Annotated in this window: 16 protein-coding genes; 3 read left to right on the forward strand and 13 right to left on the reverse strand. The window is 43.4% G+C overall.

Features of this window, described 5'->3' with window-relative positions:
- Positions 1-8 precede the first annotated feature (8 nt).
- The 3 genes from LRM49_RS02675 to LRM49_RS02685 are packed head-to-tail and all read right to left on the reverse strand — an operon-like array spanning position 9 to position 2347.
- Positions 9-209, reverse strand: a complete 201-nt coding sequence (locus LRM49_RS02675; protein ID WP_129632493.1) for an exodeoxyribonuclease VII small subunit — start codon at positions 207-209, stop codon at positions 9-11.
- Positions 187-1287 (reverse strand): exodeoxyribonuclease VII large subunit, encoded by a 1101-nt coding sequence (xseA, locus tag LRM49_RS02680; protein ID WP_243777688.1) that lies wholly within the window; start codon positions 1285-1287, stop codon positions 187-189. The genes LRM49_RS02675 and xseA overlap by 23 nt, the downstream gene beginning before the upstream one ends.
- On the reverse strand, positions 1271-2347 hold the full coding sequence (locus LRM49_RS02685; RefSeq protein ID WP_243777689.1) for a lysylphosphatidylglycerol synthase transmembrane domain-containing protein: 1077 nt from the start codon (positions 2345-2347) through the stop codon (positions 1271-1273). Before LRM49_RS02685 ends, xseA begins: the two co-directional genes overlap by 17 nt.
- Positions 2348-2376: 29 nt before the next feature.
- On the opposite strand from LRM49_RS02685, the gene LRM49_RS02690 reads away from it, so the two are divergent.
- Both LRM49_RS02690 and LRM49_RS02695 read left to right on the forward strand, forming a co-directional pair.
- Positions 2377-3570 (forward strand): TRM11 family SAM-dependent methyltransferase, encoded by a 1194-nt coding sequence (locus LRM49_RS02690; protein WP_243777690.1) that lies wholly within the window; start codon positions 2377-2379, stop codon positions 3568-3570.
- A gap of 63 nt (positions 3571-3633) precedes the next feature.
- Complete coding sequence (locus tag LRM49_RS02695; RefSeq protein WP_243777691.1) at positions 3634-3906, forward strand: 50S ribosomal protein L27; 273 nt, start codon at positions 3634-3636, stop codon at positions 3904-3906.
- 61 nt (positions 3907-3967) lie between these two features.
- Here LRM49_RS02695 and LRM49_RS02700 read toward each other — a convergent pair whose 3' ends face one another.
- The 7 genes from LRM49_RS02700 to prfB form a co-directional block, all read right to left on the reverse strand.
- The gene (locus LRM49_RS02700) at positions 3968-4876 is read right to left on the reverse strand and encodes a hypothetical protein (RefSeq protein ID WP_243777692.1); all 909 of its coding nucleotides are present in this window, start codon (positions 4874-4876) and stop codon (positions 3968-3970) included.
- A 101-nt stretch (positions 4877-4977) separates the two neighbouring features.
- On the reverse strand, positions 4978-5364 hold the full coding sequence (locus tag LRM49_RS02705) for a response regulator (protein WP_243777693.1): 387 nt from the start codon (positions 5362-5364) through the stop codon (positions 4978-4980).
- A gap of 41 nt (positions 5365-5405) precedes the next feature.
- Positions 5406-6581 carry a S41 family peptidase gene (locus LRM49_RS02710; RefSeq protein ID WP_243777694.1) on the reverse strand — a complete coding sequence of 392 codons (1176 nt, stop codon included), beginning with the start codon at positions 6579-6581 and terminating at the stop codon, positions 5406-5408.
- Between the two features lie 61 nt (positions 6582-6642).
- On the reverse strand, positions 6643-7782 hold the full coding sequence (locus tag LRM49_RS02715; protein ID WP_243777695.1) for a CHAP domain-containing protein: 1140 nt from the start codon (positions 7780-7782) through the stop codon (positions 6643-6645).
- Positions 7783-7824: 42 nt separating this feature from the next.
- A complete protein-coding gene (locus tag LRM49_RS02720) occupies positions 7825-8811 on the reverse strand; it encodes a cell division protein FtsX (protein WP_243777696.1) in 987 nt (328 codons plus the stop codon).
- On the reverse strand, positions 8811-9494 hold the full coding sequence (gene ftsE, locus LRM49_RS02725; RefSeq protein ID WP_129632464.1) for a cell division ATP-binding protein FtsE: 684 nt from the start codon (positions 9492-9494) through the stop codon (positions 8811-8813). Before ftsE ends, LRM49_RS02720 begins: the two co-directional genes overlap by 1 nt.
- A gap of 20 nt (positions 9495-9514) precedes the next feature.
- Positions 9515-10606 carry a peptide chain release factor 2 gene (gene prfB / locus LRM49_RS02730; protein WP_243777697.1) on the reverse strand — a complete coding sequence of 364 codons (1092 nt, stop codon included), beginning with the start codon at positions 10604-10606 and terminating at the stop codon, positions 9515-9517.
- A gap of 51 nt (positions 10607-10657) precedes the next feature.
- Between prfB and hpt the strand changes: the two genes are divergently transcribed.
- On the forward strand, positions 10658-11197 hold the full coding sequence (gene hpt / locus LRM49_RS02735) for a hypoxanthine phosphoribosyltransferase (protein WP_129744007.1): 540 nt from the start codon (positions 10658-10660) through the stop codon (positions 11195-11197).
- Here hpt and murD read toward each other — a convergent pair.
- Genes murD through secA form a run of 3 tightly spaced genes read right to left on the reverse strand, consistent with a single transcriptional unit; the run spans position 11194 to position 16398 of the window.
- Entirely contained in the window at positions 11194-12438 is a 1245-nt protein-coding gene (gene murD, locus LRM49_RS02740; RefSeq protein ID WP_243777698.1) for a UDP-N-acetylmuramoyl-L-alanine--D-glutamate ligase, read from the reverse strand. The two genes, hpt and murD, sit on opposite strands and share 4 nt — an antisense overlap.
- A gap of 36 nt (positions 12439-12474) precedes the next feature.
- Positions 12475-13752, reverse strand: coding sequence for a M16 family metallopeptidase (locus LRM49_RS02745; RefSeq protein ID WP_129744011.1), 1278 nt, complete (start codon positions 13750-13752; stop codon positions 12475-12477).
- 15 nt (positions 13753-13767) lie between these two features.
- Positions 13768-16398: a preprotein translocase subunit SecA gene (gene secA / locus LRM49_RS02750; protein ID WP_243777699.1), complete on the reverse strand. Its 2631-nt coding sequence runs from the start codon at positions 16396-16398 to the stop codon at positions 13768-13770.
- Positions 16399-16414 lie beyond the last annotated feature (16 nt).

A 16414-nucleotide genomic window follows, 5' to 3' on the forward strand; every position in this document is an offset into this window, starting at 1 on the left:
TAAAGATCTTACTCAGCGTTAAAATCCTCGCTAAGAACCTCGATATCATGTCGCATATCTTCCAGAGTGGCAGTAATTTTTTTTGATAACTCTCTCGCCTCAATAAATCTCTGTTTCGCCTCATCCAGATTAAAATCATCGCCTTGAAACCACGCGATTCGCTCGTTCAATTCAGCCATCATTTGCTCAATCGTCATATCGTTGTTCACTATTCTCAATCCTCGCTTTCATAATTATATCTTTTGTTGTAATCTCTACAATATTACCAATCTGTAAATCGCCCTTGATCATTGCATAGCCACGACGCAGCGCCATTTCCGGATCATACTCAGCGATGACTTTTTGTTGCGACAATGTTGCATTTACAGCCGTATCCACACGACTTGACCACTGTTTTAGCGCTTCTTTTTGCAACATTGTTGCATTAAGCGATTGTTCTTCGACAGCTCTACAAATTGAGTCTTTCGCGTCAATTAGTCTGTAATGCAAATGCCGAACCACTTCTCGCTCATCAGGAAACAGCAATTGTGCGGCGTTACTCGGCGTGGCTGCGCGAACGTCCGCCGCCAAATCACATAAACTCTCATCAATTTCATGACCAATTCCAGTCATTGTCGGAATGCGGCTACTCGCCACCGCCCGTACCAGTTTTTCATCGTTAAAACTCGCCAAATCTTCCGCACTGCCACCGCCACGAATCAAAACAATCACATCTGGAGATTCTGGCATTTGATTAAAATATGATATTGCTCGAACAGCTTGATCTGCAGCATTCACGCCCTGTACATTAACATCGGCGACTACAAATTTCACACCACCCCAACGTTCGCTAGAAATCTTCATAAAGTCAGCATATCCCGCCGCTTTTGTACTGGAAATAATAGCCACTCTCTGAGGATATTGCGGTAATGGACGCTTTCTTTCAGAATTAAACAAACCCTCGACTGTCAATTTTTGCTTCAAAAGCTCAAAACTTCGCTTCAAACTTCCCTTACCTAATGGGCGAATTTCTTGAACGTTCAGACTAAAGGCGCCATTATCTCTAAGCACCGGCATCGCTCGAACGACAACTTTCATTCCATCTTCAATTGGCGTACGTAAATTGCTAAAACCAACAAAACACCGAACCAGGCCGTCGTCATCTTTCAGATCGAAAAAAGCGTATTTCGGAGGATAAGACTTGAAACTAGAAACCTCGCCCTCAATTTCAACCATTCCAGCAAAAGCCACGTCAAAAGTTTGATTGACAACTGCTATGAAATTGCTAACGCTAAATCTGGGAATCATCTGGCTTGCCGTATTTAATCAGTGCGTGTTGATAGAAAATATAGCCAAAGATAATCGTGCCAGTAAGTAAAATTGCTCGCGTCAAAATTATTCCAGCAATCGCCAAATCCGGCGGAGTGCCTGCCATACTTAAGAAAATAATCATAATAGTTTCATAAACGCCGGTTCCGCCGGGAGTAAACACGACAATTGCCGCCAATCCCGCCACGCCATATCCAACCATCAGAATCGCCGGATTAACAAAAACACCCAGCGACAGAAACGCCACAGCAAACATCGCCACGTCAAAAACAGTGTAGACAGTTCCCCAAATCATCGGTTTTATTAGAAGTTTCGGATGATTGGACAAATCTTGAAAATCGTCCTGCATGTCAACAAAAAACTCTTCGACTTTCTTCGACTTCATTACTCGTCGCTTCTTACCTAAGGTGGCAATTTTTACTAGCGTATTAATAAACCTCGACAGCCCAGCCGCAGTTGCCTGCATACGACGCTTTGACGAAAACACAAAAATCAGACCAAACGTCAGTGCCAAAACCACGATAATCAGCAAGAAACTCGCCGCAACGATATAACGATTAACCTTGCCGTCGATAGCCAGCGCCAGCACAGCAATCACCAACAAAACCAAAAGCGACAAAAATCCCGTAACGTAACGAATCACCTGCGCAAATGTCGAACGTGCCGAGCTCACACCAAGCTTATGCATTCGCCACGTCGTATACGAAATCCCGCTAACTCCGCCCGACGGAAAAATGTGATTGACCAAATTAAGCTCCAGTGCAATCCTCGTCTGCTCCAGCCTGGAAATATGATGAATCAGATTCTTCTCTCTTAAATACGAAAAAATCATTTCGCCGCCAGCGAAGTACACGATAATCTGAAACGGTAATAGCAAGAACAATAGCCATAAATCCGCGTGCAAAAACAGATTCCACGCCTTCACTAGCTCATGCCGAGATAGAAAAATTATTATTGCCAAAACCACCAACGTCAAAACGCTCATAATGGCTCGTGGCGATTTCAACAATTGCAACACCTTCGGTAACATAATCTTCATTATACCACGATAAATGTTATAATTACGACATGTTTATAGCTATTCTTGGCCGTCAACCAGAAATCTCTATCGCTGAATTAGAGGCGGTTTACGGTGCTAAAAATGTCCAAAAAATCTCCAACCAAGCCACCACGGTTAATTGCGACAATTTATCAATTGACAATCTCGGCGGAACAATTAAATGCGGACAAGTCATCACGAAGATAAAGTCGCAAAAATCAGACCACAATGCCCTGCTCCAAGCCTCAAAAATTATTGTTGAAAAATACACAAAAAAACTTTCGAATAGTCAGAAAAAAATAACGCTTGGAATAAGTTTTTATGGCAATAAAACAGATCCGAGAAACATCCAAAAGATCGGAATCATCTTAAAAAACAACCTGAAAAAATCTGGCGTCAGTTTGCGCCTAATTCCTAATAAAACCGCCGCGCTGTCCACTGCGACCTCTCACAATAATAAACTCGGCAGGTCTGAGGCGAAAATTGAAATTATCATGGCCAGGAACATATACGGAGATTTGATAATCGCTGAAAGTCGTGGCGCTCAAAATATCAATTCATACACTCAGCGCGACCGCGAGCGACCAAAGCGCGACGCTTTCGTGGGAATGCTTCCGCCTAAACTTGCACAAATTATGATTAACCTGTCTGGCGCAAAACCTAACGATTACCTCTGGGATCCGTTTTGTGGCACAGGAACGGTATTACAAGAGGCTGCGCTTATTGGCGTAAATGCTTATGGCAGCGATTTGAGCGATAAGATGATATCTTACACGACTGAAAATATGAACTGGGTGGAAAAAACTTTTTCGACAAACACTTTCTGGCAAGCACGTCAGGCCGACGCTACCTCTGTAAAATTAACAGATGAGCAAAAGGAGCGGATTTCTCGAATTGTTTGCGAAACATATTTGGGTCAGCCGTTTTCCGCGCCGCCTAGCCCAGAAAAACTTCACGAAGTAGTCGGAAATTGTAATCACATAATTAGCGGTTTTCTGCAAAATATCCGCTCGCAAATCCGTCCAGACACGACGCTTTGCATAGCCGTTCCAGCATGGCAAAATCGCGAAGGTAAATTCACTCATTTGCCTCTGATAAAAAATCTTAAAAAACTTGGATATCAGCAAATTATCGATAAAAACCTCTTATATTACCGTGAAGATCAAGTTGTCGCCAGAGAAATATTGGTATTAAAACCAGCAGATATAACCAAAACCGCTTGACAACTGGCTTTATTTTCGATAAACTAGAACAGATTGTTTTATAGAAACTATAAGGAGTAAAGAATGTCAAAGGTTAAAGCTGGTGGTTCTAGTAAGAATATCCACAACAATGCCGGTCAACGTCTTGGCGTTAAGCGATTTGGCGGTCAAAAAGTTTCCGCTGGAGAAGTTTTAGTTCGCCAAACTGGCGCCACTAAAATTTCTGGCGAAGGCACCTATATGAGCAAAAACTACACCATCCACGCTGCCAAAGCTGGTGTTGTGAGTTTCAAACGAGTCAAAAAACAGAGTTTTACTGGCAAGGCCGCACAACGCACACAAGTTTGTGTACAATAATAGCCTTAGCTAGCACAGTAACAAAATCCCTCAAAACTTAATGAGGGATTTTTATTATTTCTTATTTCTCTTGCTGTCTACTCTTCTGCTTCAACACGTCATTTACGTCACTGGTGACATCGGTCACACTCTCCCGCAATTCGTTCAGTTTGTAGCCCAACCGATATTTGTCTCTCACCTTTACTGCTATCTCAGTCGCTAGCACCTGAAGTCTATAATCTATTTTTAATTCTTCTATATACTCGCTAACTCTTTTTTGCACTTCAACCGCTTTCTGAAACTTTGGCAATTTTTGAATTTCAGGAATGGTATTGATTTTACCCATCAAACCACCAGGTTGACTGCCAGTATCATCATACCCGAAAATCGCGCACCACCTTGTAAGCAGACTATTAATATCTTCTGCCTCTACATTGCCAGAGTTCAGATTTCTTTCTATCATATTCACATCAATTATGAGCTCATCAATACCTTGTAACAAAGTCTTCATTGACTCTGGGTGTACATAAATATCATTCGTTGCACCGTCCAAACTCTCGAAAGAATCACCGCTATTACTTACTGATTCAATGTCTTCTGATGATTTTTTAGTTGGGGTATTCTTTTTTAGATAATCATCAATTGAAGCATATTTTCCCATGTAATCGAGTAATTCAGCTGTTTTATCAGGATTTAACCTTGTACCAAAATCTTTACTACTAATATCCACGAATTCATAGTTTGGCCGACCCTGATCATCAACACCATTCTCAACAATTGTAAGATGCTTACCGGGCTCATCACCCCCTAGAGTTTCGTGAAAATAAATAGTAGACAGAACTTCCCCACCAAAATTTTTATCAATAAAAGCTTTGCGACGACCTTCATATTCACTATCATCAGCATCGTCGACTGACGACATTTGTTCGCTGGTGACTAAACCAGTTTCTGGATCTTTTGGAAGATAAATAGCGGTTAGTTTTTCACTCATAATGCTATTATAGCAAAAATATTAATATTTGTCAATATCAAAATTACGACAAAAAGTCAACCGAATACTCTGATTAGCCCAAGAAACATTCAATCTTAAGACTAATCATTCATACCCAAATGATGTTTTACACGCGCCACTACGTCACCAATAACGACCTGAGATTTCACCAAATAATCATCGACACCCAAGCTCTCAGCTCGTTCCTTGTCCTTTGGCTGGCTAAGCGCTGTTAGCATAATAATCCTCACGTTAGCAGTTTCTGGCGTATTGCGAAGAATATCCAAAACATCAAAACCGCTAATCTTTGGCATCATCACGTCCAAAAGAATCAAATCTGGACGATACTCAACGGTAGCAGACAAGGCGTCTTCACCATTGTTGGCTTCCCTAACGTCAAACCCCTCAATCTCCAACCGCGACCGATAAACCGCCGATAATGCGGTGTCATCTTCAACTAATAAAATCTTCTTTTTTTGTCCGTTCATACTATCTCCATTTTATGTTGTCTAATCCAAAAACACAAGCTTTATAACGACTTCGCCTTATCCATCTGCGGATCTACGTTATTATTGACATCGTCCGACGAAAGATCAACTTTTACATCAGGTTCTATGCCAGTTTTGTCTATATTTTTACCCTTTGGCGTATACCATCTGGCTTCAGTAACTTTCATTTGCGACCCGCCAGGCAGCCCAAGCACAATCTGCACACTTCCCTTACCATAACTCTTCTGCCCAACCAGCGTGGCTTTTCCGTATTCACGAAGCGCCCCAGCCGTAATTTCGCTAGCACTAGCACTGTTACCGTTAATAAGCACCACCGTCTTCATGTTACCCAGAATTGGCGTTCCAGTTGTACGCAGCGTTTTAACAATTTCAGAGCCCCGTCGCTCGGTCATAGCTATTTGATTGTCCAGCCAAATACCCAATAGCCCTTGAGCAGCTCCAACCGTTCCGCCAGGATTATTCCGTAAGTCCAAAATCACCTTTTTAACACCTTTCTCAACAAACTCCGAAGCGTATTTTCTGGACAAGCTTACTGTATCATCGCCAAATCGGTTAACTTTCAAAATACCAATTTCTCCATCAATTTCCGACTCTACTGCCGGAGAAACTATATTCTGACGCACAACCGACACCTCACGCGTTTGGCTACCGCTTAATAACGTCAATTTAACGGACGTACCAACTTCTCCACGAATTTTACTCACAACTTTTTCCACTGACCAGTCAGAAGAAGCCTCATCATTCACCTTAACAATCACCTCGCCAGCCTTAATTCCCGCCTTCTGAGCTGGACTGTTTTCCAGAGGTTTTATGATAGTCGGCCTATTATTTCTAAGACCAATCTCCGCACCAATTCCACCACCAATTTGTCCACTCAGCGATTTATCAAACTCTTTCGTCTCATCTGGGTCCATATAAGCCGTATGAGGATCACCAGCCGCTTCAACTAGCCCACGATTGGCGCCATAAATTAACTTTTGAGTATCCAATTTTCCGTCATAATTAGCAATCAATTCTTGATATGTTTTTTGAACGCTAGATAAGTCAATCGTCTTATTTGAAGTTCTAACGCCAAATACCGACGCCACGTTAGCAAACAGCGCATCAGAGCGAGCTCCCGCCACAAAGCTAACAATAGCCACAATAACAAGCGTCAAGAACCAACTTAATTGCTGTCTTTTTTCTCCCGTAACCATATGCTTATTATACTACAAAACGCCCGTTTAACACGAGCGTTTTTGTGTATCACTATGCTGATTAGAAGTAAACGTATGTCAATCCTGAAGCCGAACGTGTGTAATGCCTATATAAACCATCCCAGGCAAAGTTGTAATCGCTAACAGTAATAGTTCCGTCGCCATTGACAGATTCAACATACATAACGTGTCCGTAATATCCAATATTCATCACGGCTGCTGCACCAGCTTTTGGTGTTGAACCGCTAGAAATACCGTAGCGTGCTGCAGTTGATGGCCACTGGTTTGCATTACCCGCACCACCAAAATGCGGAACATATCGTCCAGTGCTATGGATTTTCCAAGCCACGTAGCTCACACATTCACGCGTGTATAGTCCCCATGGATCGATATAAGCATCAAGTGGAGCGCTCGCCCAAACACCAGGATAACCGCCACCGCCAGGTACGCCGCCTGGAATGGAAACATTGCCACCACCAAGAGCTCGTCGGTTGGCCGCAGCCTGCTCTTCTCGCAACTTCGCTACCTCAGAATTACGCTTCTGAGCCAGCGCCGCGTAGTTATTCTGATCGTTCTTCGTATCAGTAATCAGTTTTGCCTTCTCAGACTGCTTAGCTGCCATCGCGTTGCGCTGCAATTCTTGGTCGCGAAGCGTATTCTCGACAGACTTCTTATTCTCTTCCAGCTTTTTCTGCAAAGACTTAATTTCTTTGATCTTATCATTCAATGAAGTTTTCAAAGAATTACGCTGTTCTTGCTTATCGATGTAATCGCTAATATTTTTTGAGCTAGCAAGCATCTCCAATGGCGAAATCTGATCATCAACATACAAATCCGCCAAAATTCGCCCCATCGCTTTACGATTGTGCTTAATTAACTCTTCGTTCTTTTTTATCTGATCATTGAGGTTATTGATCTTTTTTTGGCTATCAGAAATCTGTGCCTGAATAGCTGATATCTGTCCATTTATCTTATCAAGTTCCGCCTGCAAACTATCAGCCATCTCACCCAAGCGCGAAGCTTCAGAATTATAGTTGTCTGCTTCTTGTTGTTTCGCCTGAATTTCGGCGTTATAGTCGCGAGCTAATACGTGTGATGCCAAGCCAAAAATGCCCGATCCAGCGAGCAATGCAGACATCGCCACCAGAGACGCTCTGCTGACTAATGATGCCGAAACTGGTGTGGTGGACCGTAGTTTCATACGTCTATGTTAGCATAAGCATAATCAGTATGTCAAGAACTTTTACAACTTAAGATATTTGCGAGTTGCCACCCAAGATGACGCCACGCCAATTGCCGCTCCGACCAGAATCATACTAAAGAAAACCAGCACGCCGTACATTTTTAGATGATTCAAAAGATTATCGATAGGAATTCCGTATTTGACCATCGGATCATGTGCAAGAATTAGCAACCCATACCCAACTATTGTTGCGATAATTGCCGCGATAAATCCGTACATTATAGCTTCAACGATAAACGGACCTCTGATGAAACTGCGTTCTGCGCCAATCAACTTCATCATTTCAATCTCGTCTTTGCGGTTGAAAATTGCCATGCGAATTGTGTTAAAGACCACAAGCGATGAAATCACCACGAAAACAACTGTAGCGATTGAGCCGCCGATACTCGCCAATCTCACCCAACTACCAACTGTTTTAATAGCTTGCTGGCGCTCACCTGAGAATGATGGTTCCCTGTTAGGATCTTTGTACTTTTTATACAGATCATCTGTTTTAACAAAATTATTTAATGACTGTTGGTTGTTCAATTCTTTCACGGAAACACGAAGCGTTGCCGACATCTCATTACTAGACTCGCGAATCGCCTCAAGCGTGTCTGGATTGTCCTTATATTGCTCGGCCTGCTTTTCACGCGCTTCTTCTGCGGAAATATACTTAACACTATCGACATTATCTAATTTTTCAATTCGAGATTTAATCGTTTTAATCGTTTTTTCTGGCGTGTCGCCCTTTAAGTAAATTGACATATCGGCACGCTTGGAGACATTTGAAACGGTATCAACCAAAACCTGACGCGCTGACAATGTTATAAACACGATAATCAACGTGACGCTCATCACCGCGGTCGCAGCAATCGTTAGCCAGGCATTACGACTAAAGTTATTGATACCGTATCGGCACATTCTGACAAACGTCAACCAACCTCGTCGACGCTGACGTATACGGATAGTTTCTTTGTTCTTGTTGGATTTACTAGCTGATTTCATTACTGTTTATAACTCCCTCTCGCCTGATCAGAGGTGATTTTACCATGATCAATTGTAATAACGCGCCGCTTCAATTTATTAACAATCTCCACGTTGTGAGTCGTCAGAATAACCGTCGTGCCATACTTGTTAATCTTTTCCAGCAAGCGAACAATGTCCCAGCTATGCTTCGGGTCCAAGTTTCCAGTCGGCTCGTCCGCAATCAGAATCTTCGGCTGACGAACCACCGCACGCGCAATCGCTACACGCTGGCGCTCACCGCCAGAAAGCTGATGAGGAAAATGCTTTTCCTTCCCCTTAAGACCAACCAACTCGATCACCTTCGGCACAGTTGCCTTAATTTCCCGATTTGTCATTCCAGCAATTTCCAGCGCAAACGCCACATTTTCAAACACCGTTCGATTCGGAAGCAACTTAAAATCCTGAAATACCACGCCAATTTTACGACGCAACAGCGGAATATGCTTGTCCTTCAAATTGTCATAATCAATTCCGCCAACCACAATTTTTCCAGAGCTTGGCTTTTCTTCGCGAGTCAAAAGCTTCAAAAGTGTCGATTTGCCAGCACCCGACGTACCAACAATAATCACAAATTCACCAGCACCAACATGGATGCTTGCTCGGTTCAGCGCTGGCTTATTACTTTTTCCGTAGTTCTTCGTTACCCTATCTAACAGAATCATTAATAGTATTATACCATAAGCTAAATATTTTTAGAATTAGCATTTTGTTCTAAATATGCCGTGATAAATTCGTCAATATCGCCATCCAGAACATCCTGAGCATTGCGGTTTTCGTGCTTTGTGCGCGTATCTTTAACTAGCGTATATGGATGCAAAACGTAATTTCTAATTTGGCTACCCCAGTTTGCCGATTCGCCAGCCCTAAGATCCGACAAAGTTTCGGCGTGTTGCTCTAATTTCATCGCTAGCAATTTTGACCGCAAAATCTTCAACGCCGTTTCTTTGTTCTGAATCTGCGAGCGCTCATTCTGAATAGCCACTGTTATTCCCGTCGGCTCATGCGTCACTCGAACCGCCGAATCCGTCGTATTCACACCTTGACCGCCCTTGCCGCCCGAACGATAGACATCAATTCTTAAGTCATTCGGGTCAATCGATATTTCATCGGGCGCGTCAATTTTCGGCAAAACCTCGACAAGCGCAAAACTAGTCTGGCGCAAATTGTCGGCATTAAACGGACTTAATCTCACCAAACGATGCACGCCATTTTCCGACCGCAGTTTTCCATAAGCAAAAGATCCAGAAATCTCCAAAACGACCGTTTTAATTCCAGCGTCGTCATTTGTCGAGCGTTCCAGCGTATCGACCTTCATTCCAGACTTTTCTGCCCAGCGCAGATACATTCGCTCCAACATCGCCGCAAAATCCTGAGCATCCAGCCCGCCCACGCCAGCAGAAATACGCATAATTGCCGAGCGATTGTCATATTCGCCAGAGAATAACAAATCGGTTTTATGGCTCTCAAAACTCTTCTCAATCGCCGCAACTTGCGCTTGGAATTCCGGCAATAAATCGTCATCGCCAAGCTCCATCAGCTCCACCATATCACCAACCTGCACCGTCAAAGTCTGCCAAGGCTCGACGGTCTGGCGAAGGCTAGCGGCTTGTTTCGTTAATTCTTGGGCGTAATCAGGATTATTCCAAATTTCTGGCTGGTTTAATTGATCGTCCAGTTCCGCCAATTTCTGCTCCAAATCAGAAAACTTCAGCGCTTTTTTAGCCTGTTCAATTTCTTTTTCTAATTCACCAATTTTCTTTTTTAGCGGTTGCATATATTTTATTGTACCATTTTTCAACACTCAATTCTCTGTTAAAATAAAAAGATGGATAAAGATATTGAGAAAATTCTATTTACGAACGAAGAAATAAAAACGGCAGTTCAGAAACTTGGGAAAAAATTGACCGAGGATTATCACGATAAAAATCCTGTTGTCGTGGGCATTTTACGCGGCGCAGCACCGTTTATGATCGACTTGATACAAGCGATGGATTGCTATATGGAAATTGACTTCATGGCGGTTTCCAGCTACGGCGACGACACAAAATCTTCTGGATCTGTAAAAATTATCAAAGATTTGGACACCGACGTAACGGATAGGCATGTGTTGATAGTTGAGGATATAATTGACAGTGGTCGAACCGCCCAAGCGCTAAGAGAATTATTTGCCGCAAAAAATGCTGCGTCGGTAAAAATATGCTCGCTATTAGACAAACCAGCGCGGCGCGAAGTTGACGCAAAAGCCGATTATGTCGGCATCGATACGCCGAATGAATTTGTCGTTGGCTATGGCCTGGATTTCCGCCAGCAATATCGCAACTTGCCATACATCGGCGTCTTAAAACCAGAAGTTTATCAAGATTAAAGTTCTTCTACGGCGGCGACAAATCGCTCGCCACGATCAGAATAACTCTTAAACATATCAAAGCTGGCGGCCGCTGGGCTAAGAATCACCACGTCGCCAGATTGCGCTTTATTTTTGGCTGATTTGGCAACTTCTTTCATTCCTGCCATATTCAATTGGACAATTTCGCAATCAATTTTTTCTCCCCTTAAAACTTCCCTAATTTCATCAGCGTTAGCGCCATTAATAATTATCGATCGCATATTTTGCCTGGCAATTTCTTTCGCTAATTCAGAATAATCCGCGCCTTTATCCGAGCCGCCCAAAATTAAAATCTTCGGTTCTACAAAAGCTTTTAACGCCGCAATCGCACTACCCGGAGTTGTCGAAATACTGTCATCGTAATATTTCACGCCGTATTTTTCAGCAACAAACTTCAATCGATGCGGCAACCCCGTAAAATCACTAAGTCCTTTCTTTATCTCATCATCCGACACGTTCGGCAAAATCGACTTTACAGCCAATATCGCCGCGCAAGCATTGTCAATATTATGTTTCCCCGGCAAGTGAATCGCAGAAGTTATATCGTCCGAAAGAGCAAATGGATATTCCTTTTTCTGTGCCAAGCTCGTATCTGCAATCGACGAACTAAACTCATTTTGAGAATTATAGACAACATAATCGTCCGCGGTTTGAAACTTGGCAATATTCGCCTTTGCCGCCAAATAATCATTAAAATCAGCGTGAACGTTCAAGTGGTCAGGCTCAATCATCAGCACCACAGCAACGTGCGGAGATTTCTGCAAATCCCACAATTGAAAACTGGACAACTCGTAAACAACAATGTCATTTTTCTCAATTTTTGGCAAAATATCCAAAGCTGGCACGCCAATATTCCCCACTAAATGAACGGTTTTACCTGCGGCGCGCAAAATCGACGATATAAAACTGCACGTCGTGCCCTTGCCTTTTGTGCCAGTCACGCCAATTATAGTTGCTGGGCAATTGGCAAAAAACTCATTTGTCGATGACCAAATGCGACCGCTAGTCTTTATCTTTTTTGGCGGAAGACTTGGCGACCTAACAATTAAATCCGCGTTCTCCAACCCCAAAAATCCCGCCTGATAAGTCACATTTTCTGGCAAATTATCTACTTTTTCACGCTCATCCGCCACCAAAAAATCAGCTTCCGGAAACTTCTCTCGAAAATAACGCAAATTAGATTGACCTTCAACACCAAAACCAGCAATGACAATTTTCATAACCTGATTATATCACGGGCAATTTACGATTACACCCTAGAACAGCTTGTCGAGCTTGTCGTACAGCTTTGTTAATAGCTCTTTTTCTTCCGAAGTAACTGCTGCCAACGTCCATGTGTTGGATGCAAAAAATTGACGAGCCGTTTCAATCAACTGATCAGGAGTTACCGCCAAAATAGAATCTGGAACGGCGGCGTAATCTCTCACGAAATCGTCAGCAAAATATCGTCCTACGTAAAAATTGCTTACTTGCCCAACAGTTTGAGCACCCATTTGATAACGACCCAACGAATATGACTTCACACTTTCCAAATCTTCTTCAGAAATAGATCCAGCCAAAACTTTCTTCAATTCTCTCACGATAATATCAAAGAGCTTTTCTGCAGTTTCAACATTTACTTGTCCGCCAAAATCCCAAGCCGAATCGTAAAAACCAATCGACGTATCACTAAAAATACCATACGCCAAGCCTTTTTTACGAGCCGCGCCAAAAATCCTCGAGCTCATCGTGCCGGTCAGAATGTGATTCAATGCGTTCATGGCCGTTACTTCTTCATCACTTAACTCGCGCGGAATCATCATTGACCAGCCAAATGTCAAATTCGTCGCCTCTTTTCGTCTGACTAAAACCGGATTAGCCCTGCGTGGTTCATCGCGAGGAATAACGAATCGCTCGCCCGTCTCTAATTGCCAACCCTCAAGGTGTTCTTTAATAGCCGCTTTTCGTCCAGCCATTTTTCCAGCCACCACAAATCGCATATTCTTCAAAGTGTGCGTTCGCTTGTGATGATTTTTGATGTCCTTTAGCTCAATATTAGCAATTGTTTTTAGGCGCTGATTATACGTCAAAATATCTTCACCCAGCGCCTGCTGAATGCGCGGCCACATCACGCGGTTGTGATTGTTGAGATAACCAGTTAATTCAGAGCGAACATTACCCTTTTCCGCCTCAAGCTCATCGGCGTTGAATCGTGGCGTTGTAATAGCCAGCCTCTGAAGCTCCAAAATCCTATCCCACTCAAAGTCAGCACAAATCGCTTCATAAACCATTGAATAGTCAGAAGTGTAAGCGTTATGATAAGCGCCATTCTTGGTAAATTCCTGCTCGTAATTGTGCTCCGAACGAAACTTTTCATTCGCGCCGAACGCCATATGCTCCATAATGTGAGCTGTTTCGTAAATATCTTTATTCAGAACGTAACGATTCCCCGCCCTGAACTGCACCTGAAAACTCATTACTGTAGCATCTGGAACGTCAATCAACAAGCCGCGCGCACCATTCTTCAGCCTAATTTCCTCAACTGTATGTTTCATTGCCTAATTCTCTGATTATTTACGATTTTTCTTACGGTTCTGTCGCTGAGCCTTTTTCTTCTTTCGAGCTTGATTCTTCGCACGATTTGATTCCGCGCTGGTCTTGCCCTTTTTCACAGAGAAGTCATCGTCGCGATTTTCCTCGCCCGAACCAATTTCATTTACGCCACGCTCAACAGCATTTTCCGCCAAACGAGTCAGTTCAGTGTCATATTCGTCGTCTTGAGATTGACGGACTGTAGCGTCGGCTTTATGAATATTAAATATCGTTGCCAAAACTTCATCGCGAAGATTAGCCTGCAAACTCTCGAACAACTTCTGAGATTCTGATCGATATTCCACCAAAGGATCGCGCTGTCCAACACTTCGCCAGTGAATTCCCTCGCGCAAATGTTGCATATTTTCCAAATGTTGCATCCACAATGTGTCCAACACCGCCATGTAAACTTCGCGCTCAACTCCGCGCAAATCATCGGCGCCAATCTCACGCTCTTTCTCCGCGTAAGCTTCTTCAGCCAACTCCAGCGCCTTCTCATAGCGCAAACGATCTTTCTTTTCCTTGCCAACCTTTTCAATTTTTTCCTTATCAACTGGGAAAATAACCGAGAAATCCTCGACAAACTTTGGGTTATTCTTCGATGGAAGAGTCGTCAATTCGTGAACTTTAGCTCGCAATAATCGCTCAATTTCTGGCTTGATATTATCGCCTTCCAAAATCCTACGTCGCATAACATAAACGACGCGACGATGACGGTTAATCACATTGTCGTATTGAACAACATTTTTGCGCGTATCAAAGTTGTAACCCTCAACTCGCTTCTGCGCTGCTTCCAACGTTTTCGATACGGCGCGAGTTCTGATTGGCGTGTCATCATCAACACCCAACCTATCCATCAACGACGCAATTCGCTCACCCTGGAAAATTCGCATCAAATCATCTTCGGTCGAAACATAAAACTGAGTCTCGCCTGGATCACCCTGACGTCCGCCACGACCACGCAACTGATTGTCAATTCGGCGTGATTCGTGTCGCTCTGAACCGATAACAACCAAGCCGCCCAATTCCTTCACGCCCTCGCCAAGCTTAATGTCCGTACCGCGACCAGCAATATTTGTAGCCAAAGTAATCGCGCCTTTTTCGCCGGCTTTCGCAACAATAGCAGCCTCACGCTCATTGTTCTTAGCGTTCAGAATCTCAAATTTAATACCTTCTTTTTCCAAATATTTAGCAATTTGCTCATTCTTCTCAATAGAACCAGAACCAACCAAAACAGGACGACCTTGCTTGTGGTAATCCTTAATCGCCTCAGCGACAGCTTTAAGTTTGGCCTTTTCAGTCTTGAAAATCAGATCTTCCTTATCCTCGCGAATAACTGGTTTGTTCGGTGGAATTTGGATAACGTCAAGTGAATAAATTTGCTGGAACTCCTCAGCTTCAGTAAATGCCGTACCAGTCATACCGCTCAATTTATTATACAAACGGAAATAATTCTGGAATGAAATTGTCGCCAAGGTCATGCTCTCTTCCAGCACAGGAACACCTTCTTTTGCCTCAATTGCCTGGTGTAAGCCTTCATTATAGCGACGACCCTGCATCAAACGACCAGTATGTTCGTCAACGATGATCACCTCGCCGTCATTGGTTACAACGTAATCCTTGTCGCGCTTGAATAATGTCTGTGCTCGTAAAGCCTGATCCATGTGATAAACACTGCGCACGTGATCTGGTGTGTACAAGTTTTTTATTCCCAGCAATTTCTGGACTTTTTCAACACCTTCATCAGTCAAAGCAACACTTCGACGCTTCTCATCCAAAACGTAATCTTCCGGAACCAACTTCGCGGCGATTTTAGCAAACGTGTAATAATTGTCAGGATTTTCAGCCGCTGGAGCAGAGATAATAAGTGGCGTACGAGCTTCGTCGATCAAAATTGAGTCGACCTCGTCAACGATTGCAAAGTTCAATTCACGCTGCCTGAGCAAATCAACGTCGTTAACCATGTTGTCGCGCAAATAGTCAAAGCCAAACTCGTTATTCGTGCCGTACGTAATGTCCGCAGCGTAAGCCTCTTTACGTGAAACTGGGCGAAGCTTGCGCATTCGAGGGTCGTCGTGATGCTCATTGTCATAATCTTTATCATAGACAAATGACGCCTCATTGATAATCACGCCAGTAGTCAGGCCTAGGAAATCATACACTTGACCCATCCAGCCGGCGTCGCGCTGCGCCAAATAGTCATTAACCGTCACCACGTGAACACCCTTGCCCTCCAAAGCGTTCAGATAAGTCGGCAATGTCGCTACAAGAGTCTTACCTTCACCAGTTTTCATCTCGGCAACGTTGCCCTCATGAAGAACCATGCCACCAATCAACTGCACATCATATGGACGCTCGCCAATCACACGCTTAGCGGCTTCCCTAGCCACGGCAAACGCGTCTGGCAAAATAGTATCAAGAGTCACATTTTTCTTCGACAAACGCTTTTTCAGCTCATCAGTTTGCGCCCGAAGCTCCTTGTCGGACATCTTTTCATATTTGTCATTCAGACCGTTAATAACGTCAACTTGCTTACGCAATCGTTTCAAAATCTTCTTCTGTGGATCGCCAAAAATCTTACTCAGCGCTTTTTGTTGTGTAATTGCCATAAACCTTAAAACTCCC

Source organism: Candidatus Nanosynbacter sp. HMT-352 (assembly GCF_022819365.1).
Classification (GTDB): Bacteria; Patescibacteriota; Saccharimonadia; order Saccharimonadales; family Saccharimonadaceae; genus Nanosynbacter.

Excerpts from the sequence above, each read along its gene's own strand:
- xseA (WP_243777688.1), bottom strand. The coding sequence starts at position 1,287 with ATGATTCCCAGATTTAGCGTTAGCAATTTCATAGCAGTTGTCAATCAA.
- LRM49_RS02685 (WP_243777689.1), bottom strand. The coding sequence starts at position 2,347 with ATGAAGATTATGTTACCGAAGGTGTTGCAATTGTTGAAATCGCCACGA.
- LRM49_RS02690 (WP_243777690.1), top strand. The coding sequence starts at position 2,377 with ATGTTTATAGCTATTCTTGGCCGTCAACCAGAAATCTCTATCGCTGAA.
- LRM49_RS02695 (WP_243777691.1), top strand. The coding sequence starts at position 3,634 with ATGTCAAAGGTTAAAGCTGGTGGTTCTAGTAAGAATATCCACAACAAT.
- LRM49_RS02700 (WP_243777692.1), bottom strand. The coding sequence starts at position 4,876 with ATGAGTGAAAAACTAACCGCTATTTATCTTCCAAAAGATCCAGAAACT.
- LRM49_RS02705 (WP_243777693.1), bottom strand. The coding sequence starts at position 5,364 with ATGAACGGACAAAAAAAGAAGATTTTATTAGTTGAAGATGACACCGCA.
- LRM49_RS02710 (WP_243777694.1), bottom strand. The coding sequence starts at position 6,581 with ATGGTTACGGGAGAAAAAAGACAGCAATTAAGTTGGTTCTTGACGCTT.
- LRM49_RS02715 (WP_243777695.1), bottom strand. The coding sequence starts at position 7,782 with ATGAAACTACGGTCCACCACACCAGTTTCGGCATCATTAGTCAGCAGA.
- LRM49_RS02720 (WP_243777696.1), bottom strand. The coding sequence starts at position 8,811 with ATGAAATCAGCTAGTAAATCCAACAAGAACAAAGAAACTATCCGTATA.
- ftsE (WP_129632464.1), bottom strand. The coding sequence starts at position 9,494 with ATGATTCTGTTAGATAGGGTAACGAAGAACTACGGAAAAAGTAATAAG.
- prfB (WP_243777697.1), bottom strand. The coding sequence starts at position 10,606 with ATGCAACCGCTAAAAAAGAAAATTGGTGAATTAGAAAAAGAAATTGAA.
- hpt (WP_129744007.1), top strand. The coding sequence starts at position 10,658 with ATGGATAAAGATATTGAGAAAATTCTATTTACGAACGAAGAAATAAAA.
- murD (WP_243777698.1), bottom strand. The coding sequence starts at position 12,438 with ATGAAAATTGTCATTGCTGGTTTTGGTGTTGAAGGTCAATCTAATTTG.
- LRM49_RS02745 (WP_129744011.1), bottom strand. The coding sequence starts at position 13,752 with ATGAAACATACAGTTGAGGAAATTAGGCTGAAGAATGGTGCGCGCGGC.
- secA (WP_243777699.1), bottom strand. The coding sequence starts at position 16,398 with ATGGCAATTACACAACAAAAAGCGCTGAGTAAGATTTTTGGCGATCCA.